Below are 18,413 nucleotides of genomic sequence, written 5' to 3'. Positions count from 1 at the left end.
ACGAGCTTTAAACGCCCAGCATCAGTTGCAAGTTCTGCACCGCAGCGCCGCTGGCGCCTTTGCCCAAGTTGTCCAAACGTGCGATGAGCACGGCATGGCGATGGGCTTCGTTCGCGAAGACGCGAATTTCTAATTTGTTGGTGTCGTTCAGCGCGGCGGCGTCGAGCTTGCCGTTGTCGGTGGCGGGGTGCACGCTCACCCAGCCGTCAGGGCTTTGGGCGTAGTGCTTGGCCAAGGCGTCATGCAAGTCAGCGGCTTTGGGTTGACCGGGCAGTTCGTCCAAATGCAAAGGCAGTTGCACCAACATGCCTTGGCGGAAGTTGCCAACCGACGGCACAAACAATGGGCGGCGTTTCAGGCCGGTGTAGGCCATGATTTCGGGGATGTGCTTGTGCTCAAGGCCCAAGGCATAGGCTTCAAACAGCGGGGCCTTGCCCGCTTCGTAGTCTTCGATCATGGTGCGACCGCCACCCGAGTAGCCGCTGACCGAAGGCAGCGCCACAGGGAAATCGGCAGGCACCAAGCCTGCATCCACCAAGGGGCGCAGCAACGCAATGGCACCCGTGGCGTAGCAGCCGGGGTTGGCCACACGTTCGGCCTTGATCACGGCCTCGCGCTGACCAGCGGCCAATTCGGGAAAGCCATAAACCCAACCTGGAGTTACACGGTGCGCGGTGGAGGCGTCGATGATTTTGGGCTTTTTGCCGCTCAGGCTGTCGATCATGGCGACTGACTCGCGGGCGTGGTCGTCGTGCAGGCACAGAATGACCATGTCCACGCCAGCCATGAGCTCGCGTTTGGCTTGTGGGTCTTTGCGTTTGGCGGGGTCGATGCTGACCACTTGCACGGCTGGCATGGTGGCCAAACGTTCGCGAATTTGTAGACCTGTGGTGCCGGCTTCGCCGTCGATGAAGACTTTAGACATGGATGTCGCCAAAAAGTACAAAAAAGTTGGGCGTCTCTGAGCTCTTGTAAGCCAATTAAAAGTTTGACGCGATGCAGCATGATACAGTCATAAGGCTTTGCGCTACGCGGCTTTTCAGAGTTTGCGCTGGCACAAAACGTTACAAATCCACCGATTACTAAGAGAGATCTCATGAAGATTCACGAGTACCAAGGCAAGGAAATCTTGCGTCAATTTGGTGTGCCAGTGCCCCGCGGTATCCCCGCGTTCACGGTGCAAGAAGCGGTGGAAGCCGCGCAAAAGTTGGGCGGCCCAGTGTGGGTTGTGAAAGCCCAAATTCACGCGGGTGGCCGCGGCAAAGGCGGCGGCGTGAAGGTGGCTAAGTCCATCGACGACGTCAAGCGCTTGGCTGGCGACATCTTGGGCATGCAGCTCAAGACTCACCAAACTGGTCCAGAAGGCCAAAAAGTCCGTCGCCTCTACATCGAAGACGGCGCTGACATCAACAAAGAATATTACGTGTCCATCGTGACCGACCGCGCTACACAAAAAGTGGCTGTGATCGCGTCTAGCGAAGGCGGTATGGACATCGAAGAAGTGGCGCACTCCACGCCCGAGAAAATCATCACTGATTTGGTCGATCCATTGACTGGTTTGGGCCAAGCCCAAGCTTTGAAGATCGCTAACGCAGTTGGCTTGAGTGGCGGCTCTGCTGACCAAGCTGCTGACGTGCTGCAAAAGCTCTACAAGTGCTACATGGACACTGACGCATCTTTGGTGGAAATCAACCCACTGAACTGCGACAGCAAAGGCAACATCATGGCTTTGGACGCGAAGTTCAACTTCGACTCCAACGCCTTGTTCCGTCACCCAGAAATCGTGGCTTACCGCGATTTGGACGAAGAAGATCCAGCTGAAGTGGAAGCTTCTAAGTTCGACTTGGCCTATATCTCCTTGGACGGCAACATTGGTTGCTTGGTCAACGGCGCTGGTTTGGCCATGGCGACCATGGACACCATCAAGTTGTTCGGCGGCGAGCCTGCCAACTTCTTGGACGTGGGCGGTGGCGCAACAGCCGAGAAAGTGACAGAAGCTTTCAAGATCATGTTGAAGAACCCACATGTCAAAGGCATTTTGGTCAACATCTTCGGCGGCATCATGAAGTGCGACACCATCGCCAACGGCGTGGTCACTGCTTGTAAAGCTGTGAACTTGTCAGTGCCATTGGTGGTGCGCATGAAGGGCACCAACGAAGAGCTGGGCAAGAAAATCTTGGCCGAATCTGGTCTGCCCATCATCGCTGCTGACACCATGGCTGAAGCCGCTACCAAAATCGTGGCTGCTGTTAAGTAAGGAACCGACATGTCCATCTATATCAATAAAGACACCAAAGTCATCACCCAGGGCATCACTGGTAAAACTGGTCAGTTCCACACTGAAAAGTGCATCGAGTACGCAAACGGCAAAAACTGTTTCGTCGCTGGTGTGAACCCCAAGAAAGCCGGCGAAAAAATCTTCGACGTACCAATCTACGCCAGCGTCAAAGAAGCCGCTCAGCAAACAGGCGCTACTGTGTCTGTGATCTACGTGCCTCCAGCAGGTGCAGCAGCTGCCATCTTGGAAGCTGTGGAAGCTGACCTCGACTTGGCCATCTGTATCACCGAAGGCATTCCAGTTCGCGACATGCTCGAAGTGCGTAACAAGATGAAGGAAAAAGAAGCCAAAGGCGGCAAGAAAACCTTGTTGCTCGGCCCTAACTGCCCTGGCTTGATCACCCCTGACGAAATCAAGATCGGCATCATGCCCGGTCACATCCACCGCAAAGGCCGTATCGGCGTTGTGTCTCGTTCAGGCACATTGACTTACGAAGCTGTGGCGATGTTGACCGAAGTGGGCTTGGGCCAATCCAGCGCCGTCGGTATCGGTGGTGACCCCATCAACGGTTTGAAGCACATCGACGTGATGAAAGCTTTCAACGACGATCCCGACACAGACGCCGTCATCATGATCGGTGAAATCGGTGGTCCAGACGAAGCTGAAGCTGCACAGTGGTGCAAGGCCAACATGAAGAAGCCGATCGTTGGCTTCATCGCTGGTGTGACTGCCCCTCCCGGCAAGCGCATGGGCCATGCAGGCGCGTTGATCTCTGGCGGCGCTGACACAGCCGACGCTAAGCTTGCGATCATGGAAGAGTGTGGTTTCACCATCACACGCAACCCATCTGAATTGGGCAAGTTGCTCAAGGCTCAGTTGAAGTAATCTTCTTCGGAAATTACCAAACCAAAAGCGAGCGGTGTTTCACCGCTCGCTTTTTTTTGAACTCATGCATGGGCTTGTGGTCTGAAACCGCTGCCTAGAATTTGTGCCCAACTCTCAAAGGACCTGGCGATGAAACACACTTTGCAACGCGGCTTTACGCTGATTGAACTCATGATCGTGGTGGCCATCATTGGCGTGCTGGCTTCGGTGGCTTTGCCAGCCTACCAAGACTACATGGTGCGCGCCCGCGTGAGTGAAGGCTTAGGCCTCGCTGCTGCTGCCAAAACCAATGTGCTGGATGTGGCCAACAGCGGCAATGTGGCGACGGCCGCCAATGGTTACAAAACAGGCTACGTTTTTGGTGGTGCGACCAAGAACATCAGCAGCATTGACATTGCGGCCAGCACGGGTGTGATCACCATCACGACCACGGCGGCCGCGGGTGGCGGCAGTTTGCTGTTGGTTCCATTCACGAAGAGTGGCACAACCGATTCAGCGCTGCCAGCGCCAACAGCCACCAGCGTGACGATTGAAGGCACGGTGCAGTGGAAGTGCATGGCCAAAGGCGCAGATACTTTTGTAGGCGTCTCGGTGCCCACTGATGCGCTCGACAAAAAGTATGTGCCGAGTGACTGCAAATAAGTCTCCCGATTCATCTAACAAGGCGCCTTCTGGCGCCTTTGTTTTTGTTCGTCGATCTGGAACGTGAGTGGTGGAAAATCTGGCCATGAATTCTTCCGCTAGCCAAAGCATCTTCATGCGCAATCTCATACTGCTTTTGTGCGTGGCCTTGCCCTGGCTCAATCCGTTTGCCAGCAGTCCATCGACCTCGGTCATCCCGCTGTTGGTGAGTTGGATGATGGCTGCCTGTGCCTTGCTGGCGGTCGTGGAGCTGCCGTTGGCCCAGCCGCGCTGGACACGCTTAGATGTGGCCGTGTGCAGCGTCATGGTGGTTTGCTTGGCTGCATCTTTGGTGTTTGTGCCGCAAGTAGTGGATCACGGTTTGACCATGGGCTTGATGGCTTCGCTGCTGTGTGTGTGGCTCATGGTTGCGGTAGGGCGACGTGCCGCCGCAGATGAGGGCTTGTTGCGTTGGTTGGTCGCCGGTTTATTGGTGGCGGCGGTCATCAGTGCCGTGTTGGGGGCGTTGCAGTATTTGGGCTTGGCGCGTGAGATGTCACCTTGGGTGAACCAGCCGCTCAAGGGCGATGCTTTTGCCAACTTGCGACAGCGTAACCAATTTGCATCGCTCACCAGTTTAGGTCTTGTGGCTGTGCTGGGCTGGATTGCGGCACGTGCAAAAGTCAATGCGATGACGCAGGTTTGCTGGGGTTTGGCCTTGGTGCTGCTCAATGTGCTCGCCGCTGGCGTGGCCTGCTCGGTATCACGCACGGGGGCTGTGCAATGGGCGCTTGTGGGCGCGCTGATGGCGCTGTGGGCTTGGCGCAGCCTCAAGAATGAAGCGGCACAGCTCAAGGGCGTGGTATGGCTGGCTTTGGCCGCGCCTGTGTTGGTGGCTGTTTGGTCAGTCATCATGCCTTGGCTGGCTTTGCAAACCACAGGTGAATGGGGTGCCAGCATGATCTTGCGCGTCACAGGTCAAGCACAAGACTACGCAGCCTGTGGCGGTCGTCGTGTGTTGTGGAGCAATGTGCTCGCGCTGATTGCGCAGCATCCGTGGTTGGGTTGGGGCTGGGGTGAAACCGACTATGCGCACTTCATGACTGCGTACAGCAGCATGCGTTTTTGCGACATGTTGGACAACGCACATGACTTTCCTTTGCATTTGGCGCTGGAGTTTGGTGTGCCGTTTGCATTGGCTGTGATGGCGATCATCGGTGTATGGATTTTGCGTCGCACACCGTGGCGCGAACAGCATCCATGGCGTGTGATGGCGTGGTGCTTGGTGGTGGTGCTCGGTTTGCACAGCCTGCTGGAGTACCCGCTTTGGTACGGCCCGTTCCAAATGACATTGGGGTTAGCCATTGGCTTGTTGTGGGCCCAACACAATGCCCCTACGGTGCAAGCTCGGCAAGAGGGCCCGATGCTGGTGGCCGCCGTCTTATTCATCGGATGTTTGTATGCCGCATGGGATTTCAACCGCGTCGGTCAAATCTATCGACAAGCTGCTTCGCGTGATGCGGCATACAAAGACAACCCTTTGCACCATGCCAAGCAATCGTGGCTCTTTAAAAACCAAGCCGACTTTGCTGAGCTGACCACGCAAACCGTGAATGAAGACAACGCAGCCAGTGTGTATTCGCAAGCGCAACGGTTAATGCATTACTCGCCTGAAGCAAGGGTTGTACAACGGGCTATTGACAGTGGCCAGTTGCTAGGACACGAGACACAAACGCAGCTGTTAGCGCAGCGCTTAGAAGACGCGAAACAGGCGCAGCAATCGATCAAGTAAGAGCGATTGAGCTCAAACCTGATCGCGTTGTTCTTGCAAAGCCAGCAATTTCAGATATTTGTAATACGTGCTTTCGGCGTTGTAGACCGCCAAAATAAAACCGTACCGCCCATCTAAAAAGCCAGCCCGAAACACATAGGTGCGCAAAAATGCCCAGATGCCATGGGTAATGGCTTTGCTGAAAGAGCCTTTAACGCCTTTGTTGTGCAGGTCCTTGGCGTTGCCTGAGGCGTAGCGGTTGAGCTTCTCTAAAACATCGTCTAAGTCACGATAGCTGTAGTGAATCAAGCTTTCTTTGAGGTCAGCCTTTGTCCCATCAACTGTCATGTGCGCATGCAAGAAGTGATGGGTGAACCCGGCTTTTTCGCGCTTGACGAGGCGCAAGGTGTAATCAGGTCGCCAGCCACCATGGTGAATGAATGTGCCGCACAAGCTAGACAGACGGGGCAAGCGATAACCATCGGCACGGTTGCTTTGGATGGCCTCCAGCACTTCTGCTTTTAACGCTGGGCTGATGCGCTCATCAGCGTCCAACGACAAAACCCAATCTGAAGTGGCAAGCCCGATGCCACGCGATTGCTGTGGACCATAACCAGGCCAGTCAGTGGAAACAACTTTCGCGCCGGCTGCTTCGGCCAATTGCGCTGTGCCGTCGGTGCTGCCTGAATCCAAAACAATGACTTCGTCAGCGAACGACGCTGATTGAACGCAGTCAGAAATATTGCGTGCTTCGTTCTTAGCGGCAATGATGATGCTGAGAGTGGCCATGATGTGCTGAGGGTGTGGGTGAGTAGAAGGAAAAATTTATGCCGCGACGTAGCTGCCCGATTTGCCGCCATGCTTTTCCAACAAATGCACATCGGTCATCGTCATGCCACGGTCCACCGCTTTGCACATGTCATAGATCGTGAGCAGCGCTACCTGCACAGCGGTAAGCGCCTCCATCTCGACGCCAGTTTGGCCCACCGTTTCTACCGTGGCGGTGCACTGCACGCTGTGTGTGGCTTCTTCAATTGCAAACTCGACGGCCACGCGCGTCAGCGCAAGTGGGTGGCACAGCGGGATCAAATCGCTGGTTTTTTTGGCCGCTTGAATGCCCGCAATGCGTGCAATGCCCAATACATCGCCTTTCTTGGCTGTGCCGCTTTGAATCAACGCTAAGGTGGCGGGCAACATGACAATGCGGCCCGTGGCCACGCCCACGCGTTTGGTGTGGGCCTTGTCGGCCACATCCACCATGTGGGCTTGGCCTTGTGCGTCAAAGTGGGTCAGTGTGGACATGCGCTTATTTACAACGGGTTAACATCAAAGCCGCATCATACGGCGCATGGCTCATATGTTTTCTTCAATGCTTCTGTCCCATTGGCAGCGCCGTTTAGGCGTGTTGGCAATTTGCTTTGCCATGGTGCTACCTGTAGCGCCATTGCAGGCGCAGTCTCAAGGTAATCGCTTGCCCAATTTGGGGGACGGCGCAGAAGTCCCCTTGGGCGTGGAGCGACGTTTGGGTGAAAGCATTGCGCGCGAAATTTACCGTGATCCTGATTACTTAGACGATCCGGTTTTGGGCGACTACTTGCAATCTATTTGGCAACCGCTACTCGCGTCGGCGCGTCAGCGAGGGGAATTAACGCCAGAGCTAGAGCAGCAATTTGCATGGGATGTGGCTTTGATTCGGGATCGCAGCATCAACGCGTTTGCGCTGCCCGGGGGCTATTTGGGTGTGCATTTGGGGCTGATTTCAGCGGTCAGTAACGGCGATGAGTTGGCCTCGGTGTTGGCGCACGAATTGAGCCACGTCACACAACGCCACATAGCACGCATGATTGCGCAGCAGGGGCGTCAAGGCCCGATGGTGATGGGCGCGATGATTTTGGGCATGCTGGCGGCTAGCCGTACACCCAGTGCCAGTGGCATGAGCGCCGCGAATGCGGTGATGGTGGGTGGACAGGCCGCTGCAATTCAAAGCCAGTTGAATTTTTCACGCGACATGGAGCGTGAGGCGGACCGTGTGGGTTATGGCGTGATGACCGAGGCAGGCTACGAGCCACAAGGCTTTGTCGGTATGTTTGAAAAACTTCAGCAAGCGGCCCGTTTGAATGACAACGGCTCATTCCCCTATTTGCGTAGCCACCCCATGACGACGGAGCGCATTTCTGATGCGCAAGCCCGCCAACAGCTCATGCCCAAGCGTGGGCTCATACCCACAACATCGCTGCATGCCATGATGGCCGCGCGGGCGCAGGTGTTGGTCAAGCCGGGCGTGGATGTTTTGCGTACCCTAGCCGCACAGGCGCATGCCAGTGGCTTGGCAATAAGTCCTAAGGCCAAACAAGCCGGTGTTTTGTATGGTGCGGCTTTGGCCGAGTTGACCCAGCGCAATTTTGGTGAAGCCCGCCAACACCTCGTCCGTTTGCAAGCCTTGACCGGATTAGATGCCAGCGCACAACGCGTCATTCGCTTGTTGTCTGCAGAGATGGCATTGACCAGTGGAGACGCCAACCAAGCCGTAGCTCTTTTAGAAGTCAAGGCAACGGCTCTTGCAAACAACGACCGAGCCACGCGTATTCAGCTGGCGCAAAGTCGGGTTGCCACACATAAACCAGCGCAGGGCAAATTAGCCGCGAGTGATATGTCTTTGTGGCTGAGCCAGCACCCAAGAGATGCCACTGCTTGGTTGGTACAAGCCTCGGCTTTTGAGCTGCAAGGCGATGGTTTACGTGCCATTCGCGCACAAGCAGAGGCACGCGCGATGGAGTTGGACTATGCCGCTGCGGTGGATCGATTCAAGGCGGCACAGTTGCTGGCGCATCAAATGGCCAGCGAAAAACAGTTGGATGCGGCGGGCCACATGGAGGCCTCCATCATTGACGCCCGTTTACGCGAGTTAGAGAAGCTCCGTCGGGAACAAGCGCTCGAGCGCTGAGTCAATCACCACGCCAAAGGCTGAATAAATCAGCGAGCCCAACAAGGCTGAGCCAAAGCTGCGCACCCAAAAACCTTCTAGCAATCCAGCGGCGGCCCAAAACATGACGGCGTTGATGACAAACAAGAACAGACCCAGTGTGAAGAATGTCACAGGCAAGGTCAGCACCACCAAAGCTGGCCGCACAATCAGGTTGAAGATGCCAATGACCAAGGCTGCCGTCATGGCCGATCCAAAGCTCGTGACTTCAACGCCACTGTAAAAATGTGCCAAAGCCATCAAGGCGGTGGCATGCAGTACCCAAGTTAAAAGTAGTTTCATTGCGCGATCAGCATAGCATTGCCGCTATCATCCACACCCCGACTTTCACCTGCATTTTTAGGTAACAGACTCTAACGCGATGGCTGGCATTCACATCACCGACATAGAAGCGGCCATCAACTATTGGCGCGAACAAAAGCCCTCGCCTGATGGCGTGACGCTTGCGCCCGAAATTCGCGCGTTGGCGGAGGTGTATGCCTTGATGATTTACTACCACCACGAAGAGGCGGCGGAAAAGGGCTTTCCTGCAAAAGCGTATGACGCGTGGTTGGCTTGGTATCGCACCACGCCCGATGCACCCTGTATTGCCATTTGTTCAACCAGCCAAGGTGATGAAGAATGCAAAGGCTGTGGCCGTACATTTGAAGAGGTGCAGTATTGGCCGGAGATGTCGCCCGCTGAAAAACGCAGTACTTGGCGGCGTATCACCATGATCGGCACGTCTTGGCGTTTTAATAAATACGCTGAGCGTGCCTTGGCCTGTGCGTCTGTCGATGTTGGCGCGCCTGATCCAGAGAGCGACGTGAAAGCAGACGGGGAAGAAAAAAGCGCACCTTAAGTGCGCTTTGTCTGTGTGTGCGATTGGTTTATTTCCAGCGCTCGCACTCAATCGTGACGGTGTGTGAGCCATTGCTGAGCATCAATGCACCTTCTTGAATCGTGGCTTGCAGTTGCATGCTGCGCTCGGCGAGTTGCGCCAACTCTTGCGAGGCACTGCTTGGAATACGCCAAATTTCTAGAGCCGTGGGCTTGATGAGTTTGTTTTGCATGGTCTTCCACCACACCTCGCCTGAGCTGGCAAACACATACAACACCACTTGGTCGGCCTTGCTGCACGCTTTGAGCAGGGGCTTTTCTTCGGGCTGGCCCACCTCAATCCACAAACGTTTGCGACCGGTGAAGTCGGTCAACATCACATCGGGTTCGTCGGGGTCAGACAAGCCCGCGCCAAAGCTCAGGGTGGCATCGCCACCGCAGAGGTCTTGCAGCTGGTGTGCTTGCAGCGAGAGCGCGACCAAGCGCACCATCATGCGCTCGTCGGTCTCGCTGGGGTGGCGCGCAAGCGTGAGCGCGTGGTCGGCGTAGTAGCCGTGGTCAATGTCGGCGATCTGAACGTTCGCTTTGAAGATGGTGGATTTGAGTGCCATGAGCCAGCCGCCGCTTAGACGCGACGGGCCAGCTCGGCCGCTTTGCCCACGTAGCTCGCAGGCGTCATGGCCAGCAAGCGGTCTTTTTCCGATTGAGGAATGGCCAAACCCTCGATGACCTTGTGCATGTCTTCGGGGCGCACCACTTTGCCACGTGTGGCTTCTTTCAAATGCTCGTACGCGCCTTGCACCGCGTAGCGACGCATGACGGTTTGGATGGGCTCGGCCAACACTTCCCATGCGGCGTCGAGGTCTGCGGCCAAGGCTTCTTCGTTGAGTTCGAGTTTGTTCAGGCCGACCATCATCGATTGGTATGCCAACGCGGCGTAGCCCAGCGCTACGCCGATGTTGCGCAACACGGTGGAGTCGGTCAGGTCACGTTGCCAGCGGCTGATGGGCAGCTTCTCGCTCAGGTGCTTGAGCATTGCATTGGACAAGCCCAGATTGCCTTCGGCATTTTCAAAGTCAATGGGGTTGACTTTGTGCGGCATGGTGGACGAGCCAATCTCACCGTCTTTGAGCTTTTGCTTGAAGTAACCCAGCGACACATAGCCCCACACGTCACGTGCCCAGTCAATCAGAATGGTGTTGGTGCGTGCCACAGCGTCAAACAACTCGGCCATGTAGTCGTGGTGTTCAATTTGAATGCTGTAGGGCTGGAAGGTCAGACCCAAGCCCAAAGGCGCGGGCGTTTCCACCACTTTGCGGCTGAAGGCTTCCCAGTCGAAGTCAGGCCAAGCCGACATGTGTGCGTTGTAGTTGCCCACTGCGCCGTTCATCTTGGCCATGATCTTGACGTTGGCAATGCGCTCGCGTGCTTGGCGCAAACGCATGACGATGTTGGCAATTTCCTTGCCCACGGTGGTGGGGCTGGCGGTTTGGCCGTGGGTGCGGCTGAGCATGGGCACCTCGGCATAGGCGTGGGCCATGTCGCGCAGTTTGGCGATCATCCCGTCGATGGCGGGCAAGATCACTTGGTCACGGCCGGCTTGAATTTGCAAGGCGTGGCTGGTGTTGTTGATGTCTTCGCTGGTGCAAGCAAAGTGCACAAACTCGGCGGCGGCTTCAAGCTCGGCGTGGCCTTTGAATTTTTTCTTAATCCAATACTCCACGGCCTTCACGTCGTGGTTCGTGACCTTCTCTTCGTCCTTGATGGCCAAGGCGTCTTCGGTGCTGAAGTTGGTCACCAAGCTGATCAGATACTCGCGCGAGGCGGCGCTCAAAGGTTTGAACTCGGCAAAGCCGGCATCACTCAAGGCGATGAACCATGCGATTTCAACTTGCACGCGGCGGTGCATATAGCCTTGCTCGCTCATGAGGGGGCGCAAGGCAGAGACTTTGCTGGCGTAGCGACCATCTAAAGGCGATAAGGCGGTCACTTGGGAAACGTTGGGGTGGAGGGGGCTGTGGGTATTGCTCATACTTTGATTTTAGGTGGTCGCCTCCAGTGACATGTATACGCCTAGCCAGATAAAATGAGGCCTTAGAAAACAAGCGAAACCATATGAAACTGATTGGTTCTACCACTAGCCCCTATGTGCGCAAAGTGCGCATCGTCATGGCCGAAAAAAAACTGGATTACCAGTTTGTGAATGAGGACGTGTGGTCGGCTGACACCAACATTTCTGCCTCTAACCCATTGGGCAAAGTGCCGTGCCTCATCATGGAAGGCGGCGAGGCTTTGTTTGATTCACGTGTCATCGTTGAATACGTGGACACGCTCTCGCCAGTGGGCAAGCTCATTCCTGGCGCTGGCCGCGAACGTGCCGAAGTGAAAACTTGGGAAGCTTTGTCAGATGGGTTGTTGGATGCCGCTATCTTGGCTCGCCTAGAGGCTACTTGGCCAGGCCGCAAAGAAGGTGAACGCAGCCAGGCATGGATTGATCGTCAACTGAAAAAAATCGATGACAGTTTGATTGCTATGGACCGAGCATTGGCCGAGCGAAGCAATTGTGTCGGCATTCATTTGAGCTTGGCAGATATTGCCGTAGGCGTTGCAGTTGGCTACTTGGATTTCCGTTTCCCGCAAATTGATTGGCGTGGGCAGCATCCAAATTTGGCTGCGTTGTATGAGCGCTTGTCACAACGTCAAAGCTTCAAAGACACAGTGCCAAGTTAATACAAAAAGCCCTTCACTGAAGGGCTTTTTTGTGAGGTCATGAAGTTAACGGTTGACCCGTTTTTTGAGCCAGCGCATCAGGCTGCCTAAAACAGGCAGCTTTTCGTACAGCTCTTCAGCGGCATCCCAGTAATCGCGGTGCACAGCCACGCGCCACATGCCGTGCTCTTCTCGCAGGACTAAGTGGGTAGCGCCACGTATGGTTTGGGTGGCGCCTTGGTTCATGCGTGGTATCGCAAACAAAAAGTCCCATGTCACGAAGCATTGCGTGTCTTGCTGCACGCATTGCGTGATCACAAAACGAGGTGCGTCAAGTGCATCGAACATGTGGGCGAAGATCTGGTTGATTGCCGCAATTCCTTGCACGTCGTTAAAGGGATCTTTGAAACACGCATCAGCGGTATAAATTGTCTCAAGGCGAGTGAGATCGGAGGGTTGCAAGTTCTCAAAAAATACCACCACACGTTGTGCGGCCGCTTCAACTGTGTCGGGCGTTGCGTGCATGTCCATGGGTTTTTACATGCCCGTACCTTGGCGAACCAAGGCAAAGTATGCGCGGTAGGGCAAGACTCGTAACAGCAACAACAAGCGCGTGAAGCGCTTGGGGAAATGGATGTGGAATTCGCCTTTTCGCCACCCTTTTAGGATTTCTTGGGCTGCTATTTCTGGGGTGATGAGTGCGGGCATGGGAAAGTCATTGCCAGCAACCAGGGGTGTTGCAACAAACCCTGGGTCGATCAAGCTGACGCCGATGCCGTGAACGGACAAGTCGTAATACAAGGCTTCAGCAAGGTTAATGAGTGCGGCCTTGGTGGGGCCGTAGGCCAAGCTCTTGGGCAAGCCGCGAAAACCGGCCACGCTAGAAATGAAACTGATGTGCCCACGCTGTTGCGGCAGCAGTTCGGGAATGACCGCGTCTAGGACGCGTAGGGCGCCGGTGTAGTTGATCTCTTGATGCTTCAGCATCTCGGGCAGTGAATAGGTGGACGCACGTACCGCTTGGTAATAGCCGGCGCAGTACATGACCACATCCAAACCTTGTTGACTTCTAACGTACCGGGCTGCCGCAGTGATGGCCTCTTTGTCGGTGACGTCCAGTACAACCGCTTGTGCACCAGGATGCGCATCCACAAATTGCTGCAACGCTGCGGCGTTACGCGCGGATACCACCACGCGTGCGCCTGCTGCATGCAGCGCTTTGGCTGTCGCTAAGCCGATGCCGCTGGAGGCGCCGATCAGCCACACACTTCTACCTCGCCAATCTTGGATCGGTGGATTCATGGGCTTGAAAAAGAGGGACATCGGCAAGCAGTAGACGGTTTAAGGTTTGATCAAGGTGAATTGAACCACATCGGTGTTGTGTTGTTCAAATGCGGCTTCGCAATACGCCAGATAAAACTCCCAAATGCGAATGAATCGTTCGTCAAATCCAAGCTGTAACACGTGTGCTTTATCGGCCATGAATTGGTGACGCCACCGGCGTAGGGTCTCGGCGTAGTCCAGTCCAAATGCCAACTCGTCGATCACCTTCAGGCCTGCACGTTCGGCTTGCTTGCGGAACTCGCGCGGGCAAGGCAAGCAGCCGCCGGGGAAGATGTATTGCTGGATGAAGTCGGTGCTTTTGACGTAGCGATCAAACAGGGTGTCATCGATCACGATGGTTTGGATGCACGCTTTACCGCCAGATTTCAACAAACGCGCTACGGTGTCGAAATACGTGGGCCAATATTCTTGACCCACGGCCTCTAACATTTCAATTGAGCAAATGGCGTCGTAGGGGCCATCATGGATGTCACGGTAATCTTGCAAACGCAAATCGGTGGTGTTGGATAAGCCCAACCTTTGCATGCGCGCGTTGGCGAAAGCGAGTTGTTCGTGGCTCAAGGTGACGCCGCTCATGCGCGCACCAAATTCTTGACCGCCAAGTTCGGCAAGAGCGCCCCAGCCGCAACCGATTTCCAAAATGCGATCGCCTGCTTTGGCGTCGACCATACGTAAGGCGCGGCGCACTTTGGCGGTTTGTGCTTGAGCCATAGGCTGCGTGCGGTCGTTGTCAAACCATGCAGATGAATAATTCATCGTGGGGTCAAGCCACAGCTCATAAAACGCATTGCCGAGGTCGTAGTGGGCATGGATGTTTTTCTTGCTGTTGCTGCGTGTGTTGCGGTGGAGCAAATGACGCACGCGATAAAACAAGCGGCCCAGCCAGTGTCCGTAAATCAAAGCCTCCATGTCGCGACGGTTGGCTACTAGGAGCTGCAACAAGTCAGCTAAATTGTTCGTGGTCCATTCACCCGCAATGTAGCTTTCGGCAAAACCAATGTCGCCAGATTTCAAGGCTTGAGTCAGTGGTGCCCAGCTGTGCAAATGCAAGGTGGCATTCAGGCCTTTGCCGTCAGGGGACGCGTCACCAAATTGCTCGACACGCCCATCGGGCCACTGCACATGCAGTGTGCCGTGTTTCAAGCGTTGCAGCAGGGCTATGACGCGCTGTACGCTGCGAGGTGGTGTGTGCGTTGTGCTCGAAAGCAAGGCATGGCTGGTGGTGGTGTTCATGGCAGAAGCTCTTTCAATCAACGGGTCACAAAATCTTGGGGAGGGGAGGGTTTGGTGAAAAAAGGCACACGCTTGAGCCACAACTTCAAGGCCTGCCAGTGAATGCGCGCCACCACCATCAGTGTCATCAGGGGGTAGCCCCAAAGGGCATGCCGTAGCTGGGCCGCTGTGATGGGTTCAAGCTGTCCGCTGACGCTGGTTTGAATCAGGGGGCCACGCGCATCGTCGTGGTCAACACAAGCGATGGTGCGATTTTTTGTGCGCATGAATCGGAATCGATAGTCGCCTTCTACTTGGCAAAACGGAGACACATGAAACACTTTGCTGGCGCGCTGTTCATGGCCGTAGCGAGGGGCATCCAACAAGTAGCAATGACGCTCGCCAAAGGTGTTGTTGACTTCGACAACGATCGCACGCAAGCGGTCATCGGCCGTGTGGCAATGCCAAAAGCTCACGGGTTTGAAGGTGTAGCCCAGCACGCGCGGGTAGCAGTGCAACCACGCCTCACCCGTGGCGTCATGAATGCCTTGGCTGTGCAGCAAATCATCGAGCCATGCAAGAGCACCGCCCGCTTGCAGAGGGCGGCCATCGCCGTGATCCACGTCATGGAAACTGATGGCACCTGCACGGTTGATAGGCAGGTGCTCATGCCCCTGTGCGCACAAGGTTCGCATGGGGAGCATCAAAAAAAAGGTCTTATAGGCGAAAGCATGTCGTTTGGGGCGCAAGCGCGTGTGACGCACTTGGCCAAAGCCGATCAAGGCCTGTGGTGATGGCGCGGGTGCTTGGCGGTTCATGCGGCAAGTCGTGCCAGTAGGTCTTGCGCCGCTGCGCGGCCAGCTTTGAATCCGTCCTCATGGAACCCGTAGCCCATCCACGCGCCGGCATACCATGTGTGGTGTTGGCCTTGCAGTTCAGCCATGCGGGTTTGTGCCTCGATGGCAGGCAGATCAAACACGGGGTGTGCGTACTCATACTCACCAAGTACATGGGCTGGATCGATGTCACGCACTGGGTTGAGTGAGACGATCACGTTTTGTGTGAACGGTAACGGTTGCAACAGATTGAGCCAGTAGTGCAAACACACCCGGGTGGACTCTGTGCTGTCTTGTGCTGCTCGCTCGTAGTTCCAGGCCGCCCAGGCCAATTTTTTCTGCGGCATCACCGACGTGTCGGTATGTAGCACCGCACGATTGGGGTGGTAACGAATGGCACTCAGCGTGGCGAGCTCTTGCGCTGTGGGTTCGGCGAGCATGGCTAAAGACTGATCCGCATGGCTGGCCAAAATCACTTGGTCAAATCGCTCTGCCCCGGCGTGGGTTTGCAGCGTCACGCTGTGGGCATCGCGCACGATGCGTTGCACGGGTGTGTTGAGTCGCTTGTTGGTGATTTGGCTGACGATTTTTTCCACGTAGTGGCGGGCCCCGCCTGCAACGGTGTACCACTGTGGTCGGTTGTTTACTTGGATCAAGCCGTGGTTGTGACAAAACCGAATCATGGTGGCCACGGGGAACTTGAGCATTTGATCAGTGGGGCAACTCCAAATGCACCCCAACATGGGCAACAAATACCAGTCGCGAAACGCATCGCTGAATTTGTGCGAAAACAAAAAACCGCTCAGGGGTTGCGCCAACTCATGGTCTTGGTTGCGTTCGGCCAGCTCGGTGGCCAAGGTGTTGAAACGAATCACATCTTGCAGCATGCGCAAAAAGCGAGGTTTGAGCAAATTGCTGCGCTGTGCAAACACGGTGTTGAGATTGGCCCCATTCCACTCTAATGCGCCCTTGCCGTTGGCGTGTGGCACTTGCACTGAAAACGACATGTCTGAGGGCGCGGTTTCAACGCCTAGGGTCTCAAACAAGCCAATCAAACCGGGGTAGGTGCGTTCGTTGTAGACCAAAAATCCGGTATCCACCCCGTGGGTTTGCATGCCCGTAGATGTGGGCAAGGTCACATCGACTGTGTGCGTGTGGCCACCGAAGTAGTCGCCGGCTTCAAACAGGGTCAGTTCGACGTGGCCCTGCAAATGGTGCGCAGCTGACAGACCCGATATGCCTGAGCCTACAATGGCTATACGAGGTTTCATCAAGACGTACCTTTCGCGGCGAGCTGCTTTTCAATTTCTTGAACAAAGCTTTTGTCCTGTGGGCCTGTCATGCTGTTGTAGCTTTTGATGTCTTTGCCGTCTCGGCTGATGATGTATTTGTAAAAGTTCCACTTAGGTGTTGTGCCAGTTTGTTCGGCGAGTTGCTGGTAGAGCGGTAATGCATCTTTGCCCCGTACCGTGGTTTTGACAAACATAGGGAACTTCACCCCAAAGGTGTTTTCGCAAAAGTCGGCAATCTTGGCGTTGCTCTCAGGCTCTTGTGAGAAATCGTTGCTGGGAAAGCCCAACACCACCAAGCCACGGTCTTTGTATTTGGCGTGCAAGGCCTCGAGTCCTTTGTACTGTGAGGTGAACCCGCAAAAACTGGCGGTGTTCACGACAACCACCACGCGCCCGGCGTACTGACACAGGTTCTGAGGCTTTTCGTCTTGCAAACGCGCAACCGTGTGTTGCAACACCCGTGGACAGGCGTCAATCCCAGTTGTGGCGCCATCCGAGGCAGCCTTTGCCCCGCTGAGGCTTGTCAACAAAGAAAAAAAGATCAAAACAAAACGATATTTCATGCCAAGCCCTTCCCGAATAGAGGACAATCATGGCGTAGTATTCCATTTTTGTCTAGGACAGAATTATTCTCCATTTTCACCAACGGGAGATTCCATGTCATGAACTCACGTGATGACCATTCAAATTTGACGTTGTCGATTGCTGCTGTTGAGCGTGATACGGGCATTGGCAAAGACACCTTGCGCGTCTGGGAGCGTCGCTATGGCTTTCCCATGCCAGGTCGTGATGCGAACGATGAGCGTACGTATCCCATGGCGCAGGTTGAGAAGTTACGGGTGATCAAGCGGTTGATGGACCAGGGCCACCGTCCTGGGCGCATCGTGGCGTTGTCGATGGATGTCTTACAACACTTGAGTCGTGGCGAGGCGCATTTGAAAGAAGGTCAGACTAGAGGCACTGGGCAGGTGCGTGAAGATTTGATGCGCTACATTGAGATGCTCAAAACCCAAGACCATGAAGGCCTACGCCGAGAGTTGTTAAAAACTCTCTCGCAGCATGGCCTGCAAAATTTTGTGATCGATGTGGTGGCTCCGCTCACCACACTGGTGGGGGATGGCTGGGCGCGTGGTGATTTGGCGGTGCATGAAGAGCATCTGTACACCGAGTGTGCGGGTAGTTTGATGCGACAAGCGATCGTCGCGATTCCACAAGCGGCCAGCGGTGGGGAGCCCACGGTGCTGCTCACCACATTTCCGCAAGAAGCGCATGGCTTGGGTCTGCTGATGGTCGAGAGTTTGCTCACATTGCAAGGTTGCCGCTGCGTGTCATTGGGAACCCAAACACCTGTGCGTGACATTGCACAAGCAGCCAGAGCGCACGGCGCAGATGTGGTGGCTTTGAGCTTTAGCGTCAATATGAATCCCAACCATGTGGTGGATGGTTTGATGGAGCTCAATTCCTTGTTGCCAGATTCTGTGGAGGTGTGGGCTGGTGGTGCAGCCCCCGCGTTGCGCCGTCGACAAATTGATCGCGTGTGTGTCATGCACGACCTGGCTGCCATCAACGAGGCCGTGAAACAATGGCGTCAACACAAAAGCAAAGCAGAGCGCCAAGCGAACAGTTGGTCATGATCGGCTGAGTCGCGGTGTGGCCCACCTAG

Annotated in this window: 20 protein-coding genes; 8 read left to right on the top strand and 12 right to left on the bottom strand. The window is 55.3% G+C overall.

The features are described 5' to 3' along the window. Positions 1-7: 7 nt before the first annotated feature. Positions 8-925: an N-acetyl-gamma-glutamyl-phosphate reductase gene (gene argC / locus QMG27_RS12450; RefSeq protein ID WP_281811791.1), complete on the bottom strand. Its 918-nt coding sequence runs from the start codon at positions 923-925 to the stop codon at positions 8-10. A gap of 171 nt (positions 926-1,096) precedes the next feature. Between argC and sucC the strand changes: the two genes are divergently transcribed. The 4 genes from sucC to QMG27_RS12430 all read left to right on the top strand — a co-directional run bounded on the left by sucC (position 1,097) and on the right by QMG27_RS12430 (position 5,576). After that, positions 1,097-2,257: an ADP-forming succinate--CoA ligase subunit beta gene (gene sucC / locus QMG27_RS12445; protein ID WP_281811789.1), complete on the top strand. Its 1,161-nt coding sequence runs from the start codon at positions 1,097-1,099 to the stop codon at positions 2,255-2,257. A gap of 9 nt (positions 2,258-2,266) precedes the next feature. After that, complete coding sequence (gene sucD / locus QMG27_RS12440; protein WP_281811787.1) at positions 2,267-3,163, top strand: succinate--CoA ligase subunit alpha; 897 nt, start codon at positions 2,267-2,269, stop codon at positions 3,161-3,163. Positions 3,164-3,292: 129 nt separating this feature from the next. Continuing rightward, complete coding sequence (locus tag QMG27_RS12435) at positions 3,293-3,805, top strand: pilin (RefSeq protein ID WP_281811785.1); 513 nt, start codon at positions 3,293-3,295, stop codon at positions 3,803-3,805. 85 nt (positions 3,806-3,890) lie between these two features. Then, complete coding sequence (locus tag QMG27_RS12430; protein WP_281811783.1) at positions 3,891-5,576, top strand: O-antigen ligase family protein; 1,686 nt, start codon at positions 3,891-3,893, stop codon at positions 5,574-5,576. Positions 5,577-5,588: 12 nt separating this feature from the next. On the opposite strand, the gene QMG27_RS12425 is transcribed toward QMG27_RS12430, so the two are convergent. Together QMG27_RS12425 and moaC are read right to left on the bottom strand one after the other, a co-directional pair. Further along, entirely contained in the window at positions 5,589-6,344 is a 756-nt protein-coding gene (locus tag QMG27_RS12425; protein WP_281811781.1) for a glycosyltransferase family 2 protein, read from the bottom strand. A 36-nt stretch (positions 6,345-6,380) separates the two neighbouring features. After that, positions 6,381-6,857, bottom strand: a complete 477-nt coding sequence (gene moaC, locus QMG27_RS12420; protein ID WP_281811779.1) for a cyclic pyranopterin monophosphate synthase MoaC — start codon at positions 6,855-6,857, stop codon at positions 6,381-6,383. Positions 6,858-6,924: 67 nt separating this feature from the next. Between moaC and QMG27_RS12415 the strand changes: the two genes are divergently transcribed. After that, the gene (locus tag QMG27_RS12415) at positions 6,925-8,499 is read left to right on the top strand and encodes a M48 family metalloprotease (RefSeq protein ID WP_281811777.1); all 1,575 of its coding nucleotides are present in this window, start codon (positions 6,925-6,927) and stop codon (positions 8,497-8,499) included. On the opposite strand, the gene QMG27_RS12410 is transcribed toward QMG27_RS12415, so the two are convergent. Continuing rightward, positions 8,461-8,820, bottom strand: coding sequence for a phage holin family protein (locus tag QMG27_RS12410; protein WP_281811775.1), 360 nt, complete (start codon positions 8,818-8,820; stop codon positions 8,461-8,463). The genes QMG27_RS12415 and QMG27_RS12410 overlap by 39 nt on opposite strands. 79 nt (positions 8,821-8,899) lie before the next feature. Here QMG27_RS12410 and QMG27_RS12405 point away from each other — a divergent pair, with 79 nt between their 5' ends. Then, positions 8,900-9,379: a DUF3717 domain-containing protein gene (locus tag QMG27_RS12405; RefSeq protein ID WP_281811773.1), complete on the top strand. Its 480-nt coding sequence runs from the start codon at positions 8,900-8,902 to the stop codon at positions 9,377-9,379. A 28-nt stretch (positions 9,380-9,407) separates the two neighbouring features. On the opposite strand, the gene QMG27_RS12400 is transcribed toward QMG27_RS12405, so the two are convergent. Both QMG27_RS12400 and purB read right to left on the bottom strand, forming a co-directional pair. After that, the gene (locus QMG27_RS12400) at positions 9,408-9,968 is read right to left on the bottom strand and encodes a YaeQ family protein (RefSeq protein ID WP_281811771.1); all 561 of its coding nucleotides are present in this window, start codon (positions 9,966-9,968) and stop codon (positions 9,408-9,410) included. Between the two features lie 14 nt (positions 9,969-9,982). After that, complete coding sequence (purB, locus tag QMG27_RS12395; RefSeq protein WP_281811769.1) at positions 9,983-11,389, bottom strand: adenylosuccinate lyase; 1,407 nt, start codon at positions 11,387-11,389, stop codon at positions 9,983-9,985. An 83-nt stretch (positions 11,390-11,472) separates the two neighbouring features. Between purB and QMG27_RS12390 the strand changes: the two genes are divergently transcribed. Continuing rightward, positions 11,473-12,087 (top strand): glutathione S-transferase N-terminal domain-containing protein, encoded by a 615-nt coding sequence (locus QMG27_RS12390; RefSeq protein ID WP_281811767.1) that lies wholly within the window; start codon positions 11,473-11,475, stop codon positions 12,085-12,087. Positions 12,088-12,132: 45 nt separating this feature from the next. On the opposite strand, the gene QMG27_RS12385 is transcribed toward QMG27_RS12390, so the two are convergent. From QMG27_RS12385 to QMG27_RS12360, 6 genes are read right to left on the bottom strand one after another with little or no spacing between them, the layout of a single operon-like run. Beyond that, positions 12,133-12,591 (bottom strand): nuclear transport factor 2 family protein, encoded by a 459-nt coding sequence (locus tag QMG27_RS12385; protein ID WP_281814668.1) that lies wholly within the window; start codon positions 12,589-12,591, stop codon positions 12,133-12,135. A gap of 12 nt (positions 12,592-12,603) precedes the next feature. Continuing rightward, positions 12,604-13,389 carry an SDR family NAD(P)-dependent oxidoreductase gene (locus tag QMG27_RS12380; RefSeq protein WP_281811766.1) on the bottom strand — a complete coding sequence of 262 codons (786 nt, stop codon included), beginning with the start codon at positions 13,387-13,389 and terminating at the stop codon, positions 12,604-12,606. Positions 13,390-13,407: 18 nt separating this feature from the next. Next, complete coding sequence (locus QMG27_RS12375; RefSeq protein WP_281811764.1) at positions 13,408-14,643, bottom strand: cyclopropane-fatty-acyl-phospholipid synthase family protein; 1,236 nt, start codon at positions 14,641-14,643, stop codon at positions 13,408-13,410. A 17-nt stretch (positions 14,644-14,660) separates the two neighbouring features. Next, complete coding sequence (locus QMG27_RS12370) at positions 14,661-15,440, bottom strand: DUF1365 domain-containing protein (RefSeq protein ID WP_281811761.1); 780 nt, start codon at positions 15,438-15,440, stop codon at positions 14,661-14,663. Beyond that, positions 15,437-16,729 carry an FAD-dependent oxidoreductase gene (locus tag QMG27_RS12365; protein ID WP_281811760.1) on the bottom strand — a complete coding sequence of 431 codons (1,293 nt, stop codon included), beginning with the start codon at positions 16,727-16,729 and terminating at the stop codon, positions 15,437-15,439. Before QMG27_RS12365 ends, QMG27_RS12370 begins: the two co-directional genes overlap by 4 nt. Beyond that, a complete protein-coding gene (locus tag QMG27_RS12360; protein WP_281811758.1) occupies positions 16,729-17,313 on the bottom strand; it encodes a glutathione peroxidase in 585 nt (194 codons plus the stop codon). The genes QMG27_RS12365 and QMG27_RS12360 overlap by 1 nt, the downstream gene beginning before the upstream one ends. Positions 17,314-17,412: 99 nt before the next feature. On the opposite strand from QMG27_RS12360, the gene QMG27_RS12355 reads away from it, so the two are divergent. Then, complete coding sequence (locus QMG27_RS12355) at positions 17,413-18,384, top strand: cobalamin-dependent protein (protein ID WP_281811756.1); 972 nt, start codon at positions 17,413-17,415, stop codon at positions 18,382-18,384. The last annotated feature ends 29 nt before the right edge of the window (positions 18,385-18,413 follow it).

The sequence above is a fragment of the Limnohabitans sp. MORI2 genome (assembly GCF_027925025.1).
Classification (GTDB): Bacteria; Pseudomonadota; Gammaproteobacteria; order Burkholderiales; family Burkholderiaceae_C; genus Limnohabitans.
This window is presented reverse-complemented; position numbering and strand designations above follow the sequence as displayed.

Bases quoted from the DNA above. Each gene is read 5' to 3' on its own strand.
- argC (WP_281811791.1), bottom strand. From the start codon at position 925: ATGTCTAAAGTCTTCATCGACGGCGAAGCCGGCACCACAGGTCTACAA.
- sucC (WP_281811789.1), top strand. From the start codon at position 1,097: ATGAAGATTCACGAGTACCAAGGCAAGGAAATCTTGCGTCAATTTGGT.
- sucD (WP_281811787.1), top strand. From the start codon at position 2,267: ATGTCCATCTATATCAATAAAGACACCAAAGTCATCACCCAGGGCATC.
- QMG27_RS12435 (WP_281811785.1), top strand. From the start codon at position 3,293: ATGAAACACACTTTGCAACGCGGCTTTACGCTGATTGAACTCATGATC.
- QMG27_RS12430 (WP_281811783.1), top strand. From the start codon at position 3,891: ATGAATTCTTCCGCTAGCCAAAGCATCTTCATGCGCAATCTCATACTG.
- QMG27_RS12425 (WP_281811781.1), bottom strand. From the start codon at position 6,344: ATGGCCACTCTCAGCATCATCATTGCCGCTAAGAACGAAGCACGCAAT.
- moaC (WP_281811779.1), bottom strand. From the start codon at position 6,857: ATGTCCACACTGACCCACTTTGACGCACAAGGCCAAGCCCACATGGTG.
- QMG27_RS12415 (WP_281811777.1), top strand. From the start codon at position 6,925: ATGCTTCTGTCCCATTGGCAGCGCCGTTTAGGCGTGTTGGCAATTTGC.
- QMG27_RS12410 (WP_281811775.1), bottom strand. From the start codon at position 8,820: ATGAAACTACTTTTAACTTGGGTACTGCATGCCACCGCCTTGATGGCT.
- QMG27_RS12405 (WP_281811773.1), top strand. From the start codon at position 8,900: ATGGCTGGCATTCACATCACCGACATAGAAGCGGCCATCAACTATTGG.
- QMG27_RS12400 (WP_281811771.1), bottom strand. From the start codon at position 9,968: ATGGCACTCAAATCCACCATCTTCAAAGCGAACGTTCAGATCGCCGAC.
- purB (WP_281811769.1), bottom strand. From the start codon at position 11,389: ATGAGCAATACCCACAGCCCCCTCCACCCCAACGTTTCCCAAGTGACC.
- QMG27_RS12390 (WP_281811767.1), top strand. From the start codon at position 11,473: ATGAAACTGATTGGTTCTACCACTAGCCCCTATGTGCGCAAAGTGCGC.
- QMG27_RS12385 (WP_281814668.1), bottom strand. From the start codon at position 12,591: ATGCACGCAACGCCCGACACAGTTGAAGCGGCCGCACAACGTGTGGTG.
- QMG27_RS12380 (WP_281811766.1), bottom strand. From the start codon at position 13,389: ATGTCCCTCTTTTTCAAGCCCATGAATCCACCGATCCAAGATTGGCGA.
- QMG27_RS12375 (WP_281811764.1), bottom strand. From the start codon at position 14,643: ATGAACACCACCACCAGCCATGCCTTGCTTTCGAGCACAACGCACACA.
- QMG27_RS12370 (WP_281811761.1), bottom strand. From the start codon at position 15,440: ATGAACCGCCAAGCACCCGCGCCATCACCACAGGCCTTGATCGGCTTT.
- QMG27_RS12365 (WP_281811760.1), bottom strand. From the start codon at position 16,729: ATGAAACCTCGTATAGCCATTGTAGGCTCAGGCATATCGGGTCTGTCA.
- QMG27_RS12360 (WP_281811758.1), bottom strand. From the start codon at position 17,313: ATGAAATATCGTTTTGTTTTGATCTTTTTTTCTTTGTTGACAAGCCTC.
- QMG27_RS12355 (WP_281811756.1), top strand. From the start codon at position 17,413: ATGAACTCACGTGATGACCATTCAAATTTGACGTTGTCGATTGCTGCT.